This is a genomic window from Halovibrio salipaludis (genome assembly GCF_002286965.1).
GTDB lineage: Bacteria > Pseudomonadota > Gammaproteobacteria > Pseudomonadales > Oleiphilaceae > Halospina > Halospina salipaludis.
In genome coordinates this window covers 58,927-72,739 of sequence record NZ_NSKD01000007.1, presented here as the reverse complement: position 1 = coordinate 72,739, position 13,813 = coordinate 58,927, and the positions used below count along the sequence as shown (strand labels likewise).

The 13,813-nt window shown below is 62.3% G+C and carries 14 protein-coding genes; 13 read left to right on the top strand and 1 reads right to left on the bottom strand.

Annotated elements, in window-relative coordinates; translation table 11 throughout:
* Window positions 1–38 precede the first annotated feature (38 nt).
* Window positions 39–809: a type I methionyl aminopeptidase gene (gene map, locus CK501_RS13385; protein ID WP_095618246.1), complete on the bottom strand. Its 771-nt coding sequence runs from the start codon at window positions 807–809 to the stop codon at window positions 39–41.
* Window positions 810–1,125: 316 nt separating this feature from the next.
* Between map and rpsB the strand changes: the two genes are divergently transcribed.
* The 13 genes from rpsB to lpxA all read left to right on the top strand — a co-directional run bounded on the left by rpsB (window position 1,126) and on the right by lpxA (window position 13,809).
* Window positions 1,126–1,875, top strand: a complete 750-nt coding sequence (gene rpsB / locus CK501_RS13380; RefSeq protein ID WP_077530678.1) for a 30S ribosomal protein S2 — start codon at window positions 1,126–1,128, stop codon at window positions 1,873–1,875.
* A 54-nt stretch (window positions 1,876–1,929) separates the two neighbouring features.
* Window positions 1,930–2,790 (top strand): translation elongation factor Ts, encoded by an 861-nt coding sequence (gene tsf / locus CK501_RS13375; RefSeq protein WP_095618245.1) that lies wholly within the window; start codon window positions 1,930–1,932, stop codon window positions 2,788–2,790.
* A 120-nt stretch (window positions 2,791–2,910) separates the two neighbouring features.
* Window positions 2,911–3,645 carry a UMP kinase gene (gene pyrH, locus CK501_RS13370; RefSeq protein ID WP_095618244.1) on the top strand — a complete coding sequence of 245 codons (735 nt, stop codon included), beginning with the start codon at window positions 2,911–2,913 and terminating at the stop codon, window positions 3,643–3,645.
* A 17-nt stretch (window positions 3,646–3,662) separates the two neighbouring features.
* Window positions 3,663–4,220, top strand: a complete 558-nt coding sequence (frr, locus tag CK501_RS13365) for a ribosome recycling factor (RefSeq protein WP_095618243.1) — start codon at window positions 3,663–3,665, stop codon at window positions 4,218–4,220.
* 22 nt (window positions 4,221–4,242) lie between these two features.
* Window positions 4,243–5,025, top strand: coding sequence for a polyprenyl diphosphate synthase (gene uppS, locus CK501_RS13360; protein WP_095618242.1), 783 nt, complete (start codon window positions 4,243–4,245; stop codon window positions 5,023–5,025).
* Between the two features lie 9 nt (window positions 5,026–5,034).
* Window positions 5,035–5,871, top strand: coding sequence for a phosphatidate cytidylyltransferase (locus CK501_RS13355; protein WP_095618241.1), 837 nt, complete (start codon window positions 5,035–5,037; stop codon window positions 5,869–5,871).
* A gap of 25 nt (window positions 5,872–5,896) precedes the next feature.
* Window positions 5,897–7,090: a 1-deoxy-D-xylulose-5-phosphate reductoisomerase gene (gene ispC / locus CK501_RS13350; protein WP_198949521.1), complete on the top strand. Its 1,194-nt coding sequence runs from the start codon at window positions 5,897–5,899 to the stop codon at window positions 7,088–7,090.
* Entirely contained in the window at window positions 7,087–8,436 is a 1,350-nt protein-coding gene (rseP, locus tag CK501_RS13345) for an RIP metalloprotease RseP (protein ID WP_095618240.1), read from the top strand. Before ispC ends, rseP begins: the two co-directional genes overlap by 4 nt.
* A gap of 137 nt (window positions 8,437–8,573) precedes the next feature.
* A complete protein-coding gene (gene bamA, locus CK501_RS13340; protein WP_095618239.1) occupies window positions 8,574–10,892 on the top strand; it encodes an outer membrane protein assembly factor BamA in 2,319 nt (772 codons plus the stop codon).
* Between the two features lie 86 nt (window positions 10,893–10,978).
* Entirely contained in the window at window positions 10,979–11,512 is a 534-nt protein-coding gene (locus CK501_RS13335; protein WP_158223125.1) for an OmpH family outer membrane protein, read from the top strand.
* Between the two features lie 28 nt (window positions 11,513–11,540).
* A complete protein-coding gene (gene lpxD, locus CK501_RS13330) occupies window positions 11,541–12,566 on the top strand; it encodes a UDP-3-O-(3-hydroxymyristoyl)glucosamine N-acyltransferase (protein WP_095618237.1) in 1,026 nt (341 codons plus the stop codon).
* 17 nt (window positions 12,567–12,583) lie between these two features.
* Window positions 12,584–13,018: a 3-hydroxyacyl-ACP dehydratase FabZ gene (gene fabZ / locus CK501_RS13325; RefSeq protein WP_077530689.1), complete on the top strand. Its 435-nt coding sequence runs from the start codon at window positions 12,584–12,586 to the stop codon at window positions 13,016–13,018.
* Window positions 13,018–13,809 (top strand): acyl-ACP--UDP-N-acetylglucosamine O-acyltransferase, encoded by a 792-nt coding sequence (gene lpxA / locus CK501_RS13320; RefSeq protein WP_095618236.1) that lies wholly within the window; start codon window positions 13,018–13,020, stop codon window positions 13,807–13,809. The genes fabZ and lpxA overlap by 1 nt, the downstream gene beginning before the upstream one ends.
* Window positions 13,810–13,813: the final 4 nt, after the last annotated feature.

The window sequence follows — 13,813 nt, the reverse complement described above, 5'->3', positions numbered from 1 at the left end:
GGTTCAGGCGCGGTTCGCGCGAGCGCGCTCCTACGGGATTATGCGGGCTCCTCGCCATTGCGCAGGGTCAGGATTTCGTAACCGTCGGCGGTTACAAGCACTGTGTGCTCCCACTGTGCGGACAGTTTGCGATCCCGGGTAACCACTGTCCAGCCATCCGGCAGTACCTTGCTGTGGCGCTTGCCCTGGTTGACCATGGGCTCGATGGTGAAGGTCATGCCCTCCTGCAGTTCCAGGCCGGTGCCCGGCTTGCCGAAGTGCATCACCTGGGGCTCCTCATGGAAGCCCTGACCGATGCCGTGGCCGCAGTACTCGCGCACGATGCTGTAGTGGTTGGCCTCGGCGTGCTTCTGGATGGCGGCGCCGATGTCACCGAGCTTCGCGCCCGGGCGCACCATCTCGATGCCGCGGAACAGGCACTCCCGGGTGACCCGGTTGAGCCTTTCGGCCGCGGGGTTGGCCTTGCCGGCGACGAACATCATGCTGGTATCGCCGTGATAGCCGTCCTTGATGACGGTGACATCGATGTTGAGAATGTCGCCGTTCTTCAGGGCCTTCTTCTCATTGGGAATGCCGTGACAGATCACCTGATTGACGGAGATGCACACGGACTTGGGGAACCCCTTGTAGTTCAGCGGTGCCGGGGTCGCCCCGTGCTCAACAATGTACTCATGGCAGATCCGGTCGAGTTCCTCGGTGGTGACACCCGGCTTCACGTGCTCGCCGATCATCTCCAGAACACTGGCGGCCAGTCGGCACGCCACCCGCATCTTCTCAATTTCCTCGGCGGTTTTGATCTGAACGCTCATGCCGCTCCCGCAGTCTGTTGATTCAAAGGCAACCTATTCTACCGGCTCAGGCCCGGAGATTGAACCTGCCCGCGGCGACGGCGGCAGGGCCGGCAGAAGGCAATTCATTCGGTGGTGTAACTTCCTTTCTGGCGCGTTTTATGGTAAAAATTCGCGCGCCGTTCCGGGGAGTTCCAGGCGGATTCACCGGAAGCGGTAAAAACCAAATACACACACGTATCGGCACATTGTCCCGGGTGCTCCGGTGGCCAGGTGGCCCCAGAGTCGGATAATGGGATGCGTGGAGGCGTAACCCAATCAGACAAAGGTGATAGCAATGGCACAGGTGAGCATGCGCGACCTGCTCAAGGCAGGCGCACACTTCGGACACCAGACGCGCTACTGGAACCCGAAGATGGGCAAGTACATCTTCGGCGCGCGCAACAAGATCCACATCATCAACCTCGAACATACCGTTCCGGCACTGAACCAGGCGCTCGACCAGGTTCAGAAGATGGCCGAGAACAAGAACCAGATCCTGTTCGTGGGCACCAAGCGCTCCGCCAGCAAGATCGTGAAGGAAGAAGCGGAACGCTGCGGTATGCCGTTCGTTAACCACCGCTGGCTTGGTGGCATGCTCACCAACTACAAGACCATCCGCCAGTCCATCCGTCGCTACCGCGATCTGGAACAGCAGGATCAGGATGGCACGCTGGACAAGCTGACCAAGAAAGAGGCGCTGGACCACCGGCGCGAGATGGAAAAGCTTGAGCGCCACATTGGCGGTATCAAGGACATGGGCGGTCTGCCGGACGCGCTCTTTGTCATTGACGTGGACCACGAGGACATCGCCATCAAGGAAGCCAACAAGCTGGGCATTCCGGTGATCGGCGTGGTGGATACCAACAGTGATCCCAAGGGCGTTGACGTGGTCATCCCGGGTAACGACGACGCCATCCGTGCGGTCCAGATCTACGTCCGCGCCGTGGCTGACGCCGTGATTGAAGGCACCCAGGCAGGTGGTGGTGCCGCTGATGAGTTTGTTGAAGTCAGCGAAGACGAACCGCAGGCGCCGGCGGCTGAATAAGCCGCGGCCCGCGCGAACGGCAATAACCGAATTGATTCAAGTGGGGAACAGATAATGGCTGCAATCTCTGCCGCACAGGTCAAGGAGCTGCGTGAGCGCACCGGCCTGGGCATGATGGAATGCAAGAAAGCGCTGGTGGAAGCGGAAGGTGACGTCGAAACCGCCATCAGCAATCTGCGCAAGAACTCCGGCCTCAAGGCTGCCAAGAAGGCGGGTCGTACCGCCGCCGAGGGCGTCGTGCGCCTGAAGGTGACCGATGATGCCAGCGTCGGCATGATGGTTGAGGTCAACTCCGAGACCGACTTCGTCGCCCGTGATGAGGGTTTCCTGGCGTTTGCGGACCGCGTGCTGGACGCCGCGTTCCAGAACGGCGAAACCGACATCGAGAAGCTGGTTGTCGATGACCTGGAGAAAGAGCGCGAAGAGCTCGTCCAGAAGATTGGCGAGAACATTACCGCACGCCGTGCTGTCCGCCTTGAGGGCGACGTTGTGGGTGGCTATGTTCACTCCACTAACGGCATGGGCGCGCTGGTGGCGCTCAAGGGCGGCTCCGGTGAGCTGGCCCGCGATCTGGCAATGCACGTAACGGCCGTGAACCCGCGGGTTGGTACGCCGGAGGACATGCCTGAAGAGGAAGTCGAGAAGGAGCGTGAGGTCATCCGCTCGCAGCCCGACATGGAAGGCAAGAAGCCGGAAATTGTCGAGAAGATGATGACCGGTCGGATCCAGAAGTTCCTGAAGGAGAACAGCCTGGTGGAGCAGGGCTTCGTCAAGAACCCGGATCAGGCCGTCAAGGATCTTCTCAAGGAGCATGGCGCCGAGCTCGTGAGCTTTGTACGCTACGAAGTGGGCGAAGGCATCCAGAAGGAAGAGACGGACTTCGCCTCCGAGGTTGCGGCGCAGCTCAAGGGCTGATCCCTACGCAGCCGGCGGGCATGACCCGCCAATAACTCGGGCCGCATCTCCCGGCGCATGGCGCGTTGGGGAGAGTGCGGCCGGTTTGTATCCAGAACACCGGTCAGGAGGTCACAGGCCATGCCCACCCAGAGTACGACACAGACCCGATACAAACGCGTTCTGCTCAAACTCAGTGGCGAGGCCCTGATCGGTGATCACGAATTCGGGATCGATCCCAAGGTTCTTGACCGCATGGCGGTCGAGATCGATTCGCTTGTAAGCATTGGCGTACAGGTGGCCATCGTCATCGGTGGCGGCAATCTCTTCCGGGGAGCCGTTCTGAACGAGGCCGGCATGGACCGGGTGACCGGTGATCACATGGGCATGCTGGCCACCATGATGAACGGACTGGCGATGCGCGATGCGCTCGAGCGCTCCAACATCCAGAGCCGGGTCATGTCGGCCATTCCCATGAGCGGCATCGTGGAGCACTACGATCGCCGTGAGGCCATGCGTGACCTCAAGGGCGGCGATGTGGTGGTGTTCACCGCCGGTACCGGCAATCCCTTTTTCACGACCGATTCGGCGGCGTGCCTGCGGGCCATTGAGATCGACGCCGACGTGGTGCTGAAGGCGACCAAGGTGGACGGCGTCTACAACGACGATCCGGTCTCCAACCCGGAAGCCTTCAAGTACGATCGGCTCACTTACGATCAGGTGCTGGAAAGCCGTCTGGGTGTGATGGACCTCACCGCCATCTGCCTGTGCCGGGATCACAACATGCCGGTCCGTGTGTTTAACATGGGCAAACCCGGTGCTCTGCGTGACATCGCACTGGGCGGCAACGAAGGAACACTCATTGAGGAAGCCTGAACAAGAGGGCGGAAACCGTGTTAGACGAGCTCAAGCAAGACGCTGAAGAACGCATGCAGAAGGCGGTGGATTCCGTCAACAAGGCCTTTGCACGTATCCGGACAGGGCGGGCGCATCCCAGCATTCTGGATGAGGTGACGGTGGAGTATTACGGCATGGAGACACCGCTCAAACAGGTCGCCAACGTCTCCGTGGAGGACGGGCGCACACTGGCTGTGTCGCCCTATGAGAAGAACCTGGCGCCGAAGATTGAGAAAGGCATCATGAAAGCCGATCTGGGTCTCAATCCGGCGACCACGGGCGAGGTTGTGCGTGTTCCCATGCCCACCCTGACCGAGGACAGCCGTAAGGAATACGTTCGCCATGCGCGCAACGAGGCTGAGCAGGGTCGCGTCGCGGTGCGCGGCGTGCGCCGGGATGTGAACAGCGACATCAAGGATCTGCTCAAGGAAAAGGAAATCACCGAGGACGAAGAGAAAAAGGCTGAGGCTGATATCCAGAAGCTTACGGACAAGTACGTCGCCAAGATCGATGAGCTCCTCAAGAACAAGGAAAACGACCTGATGGCCATCTGAGGCCCGGGTTGCAGGGGCAAGCATGAGCGAGACGGACCAGGAAACGGACATGCCGCCACTGGCGGGCTGCCCGCGTCACGTGGCGGTGATCATGGATGGCAATAACCGTTGGGCCCGGGCTCGGGGCCAGCGTGGCATCAGTGGCCACCGGGCGGGCGTGAAGTCCGTGCGCGCGGCCATAGAGACCTGCGGCAAGTCCGGTGTTGAGGTGCTCACCCTGTTCGCCTTCAGCAGTGAGAACTGGCGCCGCCCGGAAGAGGAGGTCAGCGCCCTGATGACGCTGTTCCTGCGTTCGCTGCGCAAGGAGGTAAGGCGCCTCAGGGAGAACAACATCCGCCTGTCCTTCATCGGTAACCGTGAGCGCTTCAGTCATACGCTCCAGGAGCACATGGCCCGGGCGGAGCAGGAAACCGTGCATTGCGACAGCATGGAGCTGGTGATCGCGGCGGACTACGGCGGGCACTGGGATGTGGCCCAGGCCAGCCGGCGCATTGCGCAGGAGGTGGCTGCGGGCAGCCTGAGCCCGGAGGACGTGGATGAACGGCTTGTGCAGCAGTACATCAGTCTGGGAGATCGCCCCATGCCGGATCTGCTGATCCGTACTGGCGGGGAGCAGCGCATCAGTAATTTCCTGCTGTGGCAGTTCGCCTATACCGAATTCTATTTCTCGGCCCTGTACTGGCCTGATTTCCAGCATACTGCCATGCGTGAGGCACTGGCGGACTTTGCGGGGCGCCAGCGTCGTTTTGGGCGTACCGGTGAACAGGTTGCCGAGCCCGCCATGCCCCAGAAGCAGTATGGATAAGGGGGCGCAGTGCTGAAGCAGCGGGTGATAACGGCGGTCATTCTGGCACCCATTGTTGTGGGCGGCCTCTTTCTGCTGCCTCCGATGGGGTTTGCGGTCTTCACCGGTGCCCTTCTGGCCATTGCCGGCTGGGAGTGGGCCAACCTCTCCGGATTTGAAGGGGGGCTGCAGCGCTGGGCTTTCGCGCTGGTGCTGGTTGTTCTTATGGCCGTCTTCCAGACGTTGCCGGTCGTGCCCCTTCTCGGGGCGCTGGCGGTGTTCTGGGTGCTGGTGGCGGCGATGGTTGCCGCCTATCCCGCAGGCACCGGTGTCTGGCATCCGCGCCCGGTACGGCTGATCCTGGGCATTCTGGCGCTTGTCGGGGCCTGGCTGGCACTCAATCACCTGCGTGCTGGTGATCTGGCGCTGGGGCATACCGGTAACAATCTGCTGCTGATCCTGTACACCTTCCTGGTGGTCTGGGGCGCGGATATCGGCGCCTATTTCGCCGGCCGTGCCTTTGGGCGCCGTAAGCTGGCGCCGGCCGTCAGCCCCGGCAAGACATGGGCGGGTGTCTGGGGTGGTCTGGCAGTGGTGGCGGCACTGGCGCTGGCTGTGGCCTGGTGGCTTGACCTTGCCAGCATCGCGGTGATTCAGTTCGTCCTTGCCTCGGTCCTGACCGCGCTCGCGTCGGTGCTGGGCGATCTGTTCGAGAGCATGCTCAAGCGCCACCGCGGCATCAAGGACAGCAGTCAGCTGCTGCCCGGCCACGGTGGTATCCTGGACCGGATCGACAGCCTGCTGGTTGCGATTCCGGTGCTGGCGTCCTGTTTTACCCTCCTGGGCTGGCTGACGCCGGTTCAGTAACGCTTCGATACGGACTGGAACCCGGATGGGTGAAATCTCACCACAGACCCTTACGATACTTGGCGCTACCGGCTCCATCGGCACCAGCACGCTGGATGTGGTTGCACGTCATCCTGAACGCTTCCGCGTGCACGCACTGAGTGCCCACGCCAACGTGAAGGAGCTGGCGCGACTCTGCCGGCAGTTCCGTCCCCGGGTTGCGGTCATCAGTGATGCTGAGCGTGAGGCCGAGCTCCGGAGCGCACTCAGTGGGCTGGACATCACGATCCTCAGTGGCGAGGCGGGGCTGTGCGAGGCCGCTTCGGATGCCGCCGTGGATACGGTCATGGCCGCCATAGTGGGCGCTGCCGGGCTCGCCCCGACAATGGCGGCCATTGAGCAGGGTAAGAGGGTGCTTCTGGCCAACAAGGAGGCCCTGGTGATGTCCGGGGGGCTCTTCATGGAGGCTGTTGAACGTCACGGGGCCACGCTGCTGCCCATAGACTCCGAGCACAATGCCATCTTCCAGTGCCTGCCCCGGGCCGGTGCCGGCGTTGGGGAATCGGGCGTCACGCGTATTCTCCTGACCGCCTCCGGTGGGCCCTTCCGGACCACACCGGCCAGCGAACTCGAGCACGTGGGTCCGGATCAGGCATGCGCCCATCCCAACTGGGCCATGGGGCGCAAGATCTCGGTGGACTCAGCCACCCTGATGAACAAGGGGCTGGAGCTGATTGAGGCCTGCTGGCTGTTCGCCACCACGCCCGAGCATGTGCAGGTGCATGTGCACCCCGAGAGCATCATCCACTCCATGGTCGAATACCGGGACGGCTCCGTGCTGGCGCAGCTGGGCAGTCCGGATATGCGTACCCCCATTGCCAACGCCCTGGCCTGGCCGGAGCGTATTGAAGCAGGGGTGGCACCGCTGGATCTGTTTGAGCTGGCCTCCTTTCATTTTGAGCGGCCGGACCTGGAGCGGTTCCCGGCCCTGCGCCTGGCCGCTGAGGCCTTCCGGGCCGGAGGCACGGCGCCCGCCATCCTGAACGCGGTCAACGAAGTGGCAGTGGATGCCTTCCTTGGTGGGCGCATCGGCTTTACCCGCATCGCCGGTCTCGTGGACGAGGCCCTGGCGGAGCTGGCCCCGCGCCCGGCTGACTCCATTGAGGCGGTCATGGCCTGTGATGGGCGTGCCCGTGAATGGGCCATGAACCGACTCAACGCCGCGGAGAACGCCTCATGAGTGTGATTCAGACCGTCCTGGCGCTGATCGTCACCCTGGGCATCCTGGTGACCGTGCATGAATTCGGGCACTTCTGGGTGGCGCGCCGCCTGGGTATCCGGGTCCTGCGTTTCTCGGTCGGCTTCGGCAAGCCGCTTTTCATGCGCCGCGATCGCCATGGCACCGAGTACGCCGTGGCCGCCATCCCGCTCGGCGGCTATGTGAAAATGCTGGATGAGCGCGAAGGCGAGGTGCCGGAAGACGAGAAACATCTGGCCTTCAACCGCCAGACACCGCCGCGTCGTATCGCCGTGGCGGCCGCCGGTCCCATAGCGAACTTCATCTTTGCGGTTTTCGCCTACTGGCTGCTGGCCGTGATCGGGTTCACGACGATTGCGCCCGTGGTGGGCGATGTGGAGCCTGGCACCCCCGCGGAGCGCATGGAACTTGAGTCCGGCATGGAGGTGCTGGAGGTCGATGGACGCCAGACCCCCTCCTGGCGCCATGTGGGTATGGCGCTGCTGCAGCGTGCCGGTGAGCAGGGCGAGGTGCGCCTCATGCTGGAACAGGAAGGCCGCCGTCTTGAGCGCAGTACAGCCCTGGATGGCTGGCTGGGGGGCGCCCGGGACCCGGATCCAGTGAGGGAATTCGGTATAGAGCCGTGGCGGCCTGACATTCCCCCTGTGCTGGGGGAGATCCGGCCTGGATCACCGGCAGAGGAGGCCGGTCTTCAGCCCGGCGATCGCATTCTGGCTGTTGAGGGCGAGGCGGTTGCGGACTGGTTCGCCCTGGTGGACCGCATTCAGGCGGCGCCTGGCGAGGCGCTTTCCATGCGCATTGAGCGTGATGGCAGCGAGCGCACCCTTACCGTGACGCCCGCTTCCCGGACGGACGGGGAAGGCGAACACATTGGCCGTATCGGGGCCGGTGTGGAGTCGGTGTCCTGGCCTGAAGGCATGCAGCGTCAGACCCAGCTGGGGCCGATCCGGGCGGTCCCGGAGGCGTTCAACCAGTTCTGGAACGACACCCGGACCACGCTGGTGGCCGTGGGCAAGATGGCCAGTGGGCTGCTTTCCGTGCGCAATATAAGCGGTCCGATTACCATCGCCCGCGTGGCAGAGACCACGGTGACCACTGGTTTCGAGTCGTTCGTGCGGTTCCTGGCGTATCTGAGCATCAGTCTGGGCATCATCAACCTGCTGCCGATCCCCATTCTCGATGGTGGTCACATTCTGTTCTATGGATGGGAATGGGTACGCGGACGCCCGGTTTCAGAGGCGGTCCAGGGGCTCTGGTTGCGGCTGGGCCTTCTGTTGATCGCGATGCTGACGGTCCTTGCGCTTTACAATGACGTGCTCCGATTGTGAGAATTGCCCGGCTCTGTCGGCGCCCGGTCGCCATGACACTTTCGTAATGGGGCGGCGTGTTCGCCGAACTGATGGTATCCGTTAGGCTGTCAGCCCTGTTTTCCAAGTCACGAGATCAGAAGGCGTTTAGCGAATCCATGAAAGGCCTTTTACGGACGTTGCTGCCGGCAGTAGTACTGGCACTGACCAGCCTGTCGGCTCCAGCCGAGACCTTCCGGGTTTCGGACATTCAGGTGGAAGGTCTTCAGAGGGTCTCGGCGGGCAACGTCTTCAGCGCTCTGCCGGTTGAGGTTGGTGACCGGGTCAACGACGCCACGGTCGCCGATGCCGTCCGCAATCTCTTCCAGACCGGTCTCTTCGCCGATATCAGCCTCGCCCGAGAAGACGGTGTGCTCATTGTCTCCGTCGAGGAGCGCCCTTCCATTGCCCGGATCGAGGTTGAGGGCAACCAGAACATCGAGACCGAACAGCTCATGGAAGGCATGCGCCAGGCCGGGGTGGAGGAAGGCCAGATCTTCCAGCGCGCCACCCTGGAGCGTCTTGAGCTCGAGATCCTGCGCTCCTACGTTGCCCAGGGCCGCTATAACGCCGACGTGAATGCCGAGGTTGAAGAGCTCGCGCGCAACCGCGTTGCCATCAACTTCAGCATCAATGAAGGCGAAGTTGCCGCCATCCAGCACATCAACATCATCGGTAACGAGGCGTTCACCGAGGAAGAGCTGATCAGCCTGATGGAGCTGCGCGAGACCGGCTGGTGGAACTCCATCACCAACGCGGACAAGTACGCGCGCGAGAAACTCTCCGGGGATCTGGAAAGTCTGCGCTCCCACTACCTGAACAACGGCTATGTGGAATTCAATGTTGAATCCACCAATATCTCCCTGGCCCAGGACAAGAAGCAGGTATTCGTGACCCTGGCGGTGGATGAGGGTGAACAGTTCAAGGTTCGTGAGGTCACGCTCAACGGCAACCTGATCGTGGACGAAGAGGAACTGCGCAATCTGGTGGTGCTGGAGGAGGGCGAACTCTTCTCCCAGGAACGCATGACCATGACCACGGATCTCATTACCCGCCGGCTCGGGCGCGAGGGCTACAGCTTCGCCAACGTGGAAGCAACGCCGCGCACCCATGATGACGGCACCGTGACCATTGCAGTGGATGTGCAGCCGGGCAAACGCACCTACGTGCGCCGCATCCGTTTTGAGGGCAATACCGCGACCCATGACGAGGTCCTGCGCCAGGAAATGACCCAGATGGAAGGAGGTGTCGCCTCCTCCAGCCAGATCGAGAATTCCCGCAATGAGCTGGAGCGCACCGGTTTCTTTGGGCAGGTCAATGCCGACACCTCGCCGGTGCCCGGCACGGACGACCAGGTGGACGTCACCTACTCGGTGGAAGAACAGCCCACCGGCAGTCTTTCGGCCAACATCGGCTTCTCCCAGACTTCCGGGCTGATCTTTGGCGCCAGTGTCTCGGAGAAGAACTTCCTCGGCAGCGGCCGGCGCGCCTCGCTGGGGCTGAACAAGAGTGATTCGGTTACCAGCGCCAACCTGTCCTACACCAACCCCTTCTACACCGTGGATGGGGTCAGCCGTGGCTTCAGCTTTCAGGCGCGGGAAACAGACTATGAGGAGGAGGAAGTGTCCTCCTTCGTGCTGGATACCCTCAGCGCGCGCATGAACTTTGGCTACCCGATCAGCCAGTATACGCGGCTGAACTTCGGGCCCGGGTATGAATACAACCGGATTGAGCCCGGGCGTTTCCCGGCCCAGGAGGTTACCGGGTTCATTGACGAAGAGGGCAACTCCCAGAGTGCATTCCTGCTGCAGGGCTCCATTGTGCGCAACACCCACAATCGCGGGCGCATGCCCACGGCCGGCTCGCGCAACAGCCTGAGCGTGGAGACGGCGGTGCCCGGCAGTGACCAGACCTACTACAAGATCACCCAGCGAACGGATGCCTACTACCCGCTGACCAGCAACCAACGCTGGGTGGCACGGTTGCGTACCAAGTTCGGTTATGGCGATGGCTTCTCTGATACGGGGTCGCTGCCCTTCTACGAGCATTATTACGCGGGTGGTTATCACTCCGTGCGGGGCTATGAGGCCAACAGTATGGGCAATGAGGCGACGCCCGCCGATGATGATCCCTTCAGCGATGATCGGCCCTTCGGCGGCAACGTCCTCGCCGAAGCCAGTGCCCAGCTGATTTTCCCGGTGCCGTTCGCGGCTGACAGCCGCAGTATGCGGTCCTCCGTGTTCCTGGACGGCGGTAACGTCTTTGATACCGCGCGCGGCTTCGATCCGGCGGTTGATGAGATCCGTTATTCCGTGGGGATCGGCTTTGAGTGGATCACCGCCATCGGCCCGCTGGGCTTCAGTTTCGCGGAGCCGCTCAACGACGAGGCGGAAGACGACACGCGCCGCTTCCAGTTCTCGCTCGGTCAGCAATTCTGAGTGGGGCTCTGGAAGAATTCGGCCCGGGCGGGCACAATGGGCAGCATTCATTCAGCATGACAAACATCAACACGGGGAGGCAATCCATGAAACGGATGCTGACAGTCGCTGCGGCTCTGCTGATGCTGGCAGCATCGGTGCCGGCACTGGCACAGGAACGCATTGGCGTGGTCAATCTGCGTGAGGCCGTGTTCTCATCGGATGCCGGCGCGGAGTTCGGCGATGTCATTCAGGGCCAGCTGAAGGAAGAGCAGAACGCCATCAGTCAGCTCGAAAGCGAAGCGCAGGAGATGCAGCAGCGCCTGGAAAGTGATGGCGCCATGATGAACGAATCCGAGCGTGAAGACCTGCAATCCCGGTTTGAGCAGAAGGTCCAGGAGTACCAGCAGCGCCGTGCGCGCTTCCAGCAGGCCGTGAACCAGCGCCAGCAGCAGTTTCTCCAGCAGTCCCGCCCAGCGGTGGACTCAGCCATGGAAACGCTGCTGGAAGAGCATGATCTGGACATCGTGATCCCGGCCGAGGCGGTCATCTACGCCAAGCCGGATATGGATCTGACCGATGAAATGGTCGAGTTGCTCAATGAGCAGGCCGGCAACGGTAACACAGACAACAACAATTGAGCGGCGCTGATCCGCGGCGGGAGTGTGGATGCACAGCGTGGAACGAACCCTTTCCGAACTGGCTGACCTGCTGGGCGCGGAGCTCCGGGGGGACGGCAGTAAACGGATCACCGGCCTGGCGACTCTGGCCAGTGCCGGTGAGGATGACATAACCTTTCTGGCCAATGAGAAATACACGCGTCAGCTTGGTACAACCCGGGCTGGCGCGGTTCTCGTTCGGCCGGCGGAGGCCGACCAGTGTCCGTGCAACGCACTGGTGACGGACGATCCCTATCAGTGCTTCGCCCGGCTGAGTCACCTTTTCAATCCGGAACCGGTACGCGAGGCGGGCATCGACCGCTCGGCATCCGTGGCGGAAAGCGCCGCTGTGGCCGATACTGCCTGGATCGGACCGGGTGCGGTGATTGATAGAAATGCAGAGGTCGGTGAACGGGTGCGGGTCGGGCCGAACAGTGTTGTGGGGGCGGGGTCACGCGTGGGTGCGGACACCGTGCTGGCCGCCAACGTGACGCTCTACCACGGCGTCACCATGGGTGAGCGCTGCCGAATCAGCAGTGGTGCCGTGATTGGCAGTGATGGCTTCGGGTACGCGCACACCGGCAGGAACTGGGAACGGATTGCCCAGATTGGCGGTGTCCATATCGGTGACGACGTGGACATAGGCGCCAATACCACCATCGATCGGGGCGCTCTGGATGATACCGTCATCGGCAACGGTGTGAAGATCGATAACCTTGTGCAGGTGGCCCACAATGTGGAGATCGGTGACCATTCCGCCATGGCGGCCCTGGTCGGCATCTCGGGCAGCACGCGCATCGGGCGGCACTGCGTTTTTGGCGGTGCCTCCGGAATCGGTGGCCACCTGACCATTGCCGATGGCGTGCAGCTTACCGGTATGACCATGGTTACCCGCAGCCTCAAGGAAGCGGGAGTGTACTCCTCAGGGACCGGGGTGGAACCCAATCGTGACTGGCGTCGCAGTGTGGTCCGGTTTCGTCAGCTCGACGATATGGCTCAGCGCCTGCGCCAGATTGAAAAAAAACTCAGTGAATGACGTCGAGGCTGTGGCGCATGCAGATTGAAGACATCAAACAGTACCTTCCGCACCGATACCCCTTCCTCATGGTGGATCGGGTGACCGAGGTGCGTGCCGGTGAGTACATTGCCGGGATCAAGAACGTTTCCGTCAACGAACATTACTTTGAGGGGCACTTCCCAACCAAGCCCATCATGCCGGGCGTCATGATCGTCGAATCCATGGCGCAGCTCTCGGGTGTGCTCGGTTTTGTCACGGTGGGGCGCTCACCGGCGGATGGCTTCACCCACTATTTTGCCGGCTGCAACAAGGTGCGCTTCAAGCGCCAGGTTGTGCCGGGGGATCAGCTGTCGCTGGAGGCCACGCTGGTGGCGGACAAGCACAATATCTGGAAGTTCGACTGCAAGGCCTGGGTCGGTGATCAACTGGCCTGTGCCGGTGAGATCACCACCGCCGAGGGGCCAATCTGATGACGGCCGATGCTCATCCGGGAGTGCATCCCCAGGCCATTGTTGATCCCGGAGCCCGGCTCGGGGAGGGGGTGACTGTTGGTCCCTGGACCTGGATCGGGCCCGATGTGGAGATCGGTGACCATACCGAGGTGCGTTCCCATGTGGTGATCAATGGCCCCACCCGGATCGGCGCCAGCAACCGCATTTTCCAGTTCGCCAGTGTCGGTGAGGAATGCCAGGACCTGAAGTACGGCGGTGAGCCCACCACGCTGGTGATCGGTGACGGCAACATCATCCGCGAGAGCTGCACCCTGCACCGGGGCACTGTGCAGGACCGCGGCGAGACACGGGTCGGCAACAACAACCTGTTCATGGCCTATGTCCATGTGGCCCATGACTGCATGATCGGCAACAACACCATCCTGGCCAACTGCGCCACTCTGGCCGGCCATGTGGACGTGGACGACCATGCCATTCTCGGCGGCGGCACCATGGTGCATCAGTTCTGTCATCTGGGGGCCCATGCCATGACCGCCGGGGGCAGTATCGTGCTCAAGGATGTGCCCGCCTTCGTCATGGCCGGTGGCCAGTCCGCCGGTGCCCACGGGCTCAACATCGAAGGCCTCAAGCGCCGTGGCTTCAGCAAGAGTGCGCTGCATGAGCTGCGCCGTGCCTACCGCATCGTCTACCGTGAGGGCCTCACCCTGCAGCAGGCGATCGAGCGCCTGGATCAGGAGTTCGGGGGCAGTGACGAAGTGGCGCTTTTTGCCAGCACCCTGCGGCGGGCGGAACGCGGCATCGTCCGCTGATTGG

What these genes read in the sequence shown, in the direction of transcription:
- lpxA (WP_095618236.1), top strand. Translation starts at nt 13,018, where the DNA reads ATGACGGCCGATGCTCATCCGGGAGTGCATCCCCAGGCCATTGTTGAT.
- ispC (WP_198949521.1), top strand. Translation starts at nt 5,897, where the DNA reads ATGGGTGAAATCTCACCACAGACCCTTACGATACTTGGCGCTACCGGC.
- uppS (WP_095618242.1), top strand. Translation starts at nt 4,243, where the DNA reads ATGAGCGAGACGGACCAGGAAACGGACATGCCGCCACTGGCGGGCTGC.
- tsf (WP_095618245.1), top strand. Translation starts at nt 1,930, where the DNA reads ATGGCTGCAATCTCTGCCGCACAGGTCAAGGAGCTGCGTGAGCGCACC.
- pyrH (WP_095618244.1), top strand. Translation starts at nt 2,911, where the DNA reads ATGCCCACCCAGAGTACGACACAGACCCGATACAAACGCGTTCTGCTC.
- bamA (WP_095618239.1), top strand. Translation starts at nt 8,574, where the DNA reads ATGAAAGGCCTTTTACGGACGTTGCTGCCGGCAGTAGTACTGGCACTG.
- lpxD (WP_095618237.1), top strand. Translation starts at nt 11,541, where the DNA reads ATGCACAGCGTGGAACGAACCCTTTCCGAACTGGCTGACCTGCTGGGC.
- fabZ (WP_077530689.1), top strand. Translation starts at nt 12,584, where the DNA reads ATGCAGATTGAAGACATCAAACAGTACCTTCCGCACCGATACCCCTTC.
- rpsB (WP_077530678.1), top strand. Translation starts at nt 1,126, where the DNA reads ATGGCACAGGTGAGCATGCGCGACCTGCTCAAGGCAGGCGCACACTTC.
- map (WP_095618246.1), bottom strand. Translation starts at nt 809, where the DNA reads ATGAGCGTTCAGATCAAAACCGCCGAGGAAATTGAGAAGATGCGGGTG.
- CK501_RS13335 (WP_158223125.1), top strand. Translation starts at nt 10,979, where the DNA reads ATGAAACGGATGCTGACAGTCGCTGCGGCTCTGCTGATGCTGGCAGCA.
- rseP (WP_095618240.1), top strand. Translation starts at nt 7,087, where the DNA reads ATGAGTGTGATTCAGACCGTCCTGGCGCTGATCGTCACCCTGGGCATC.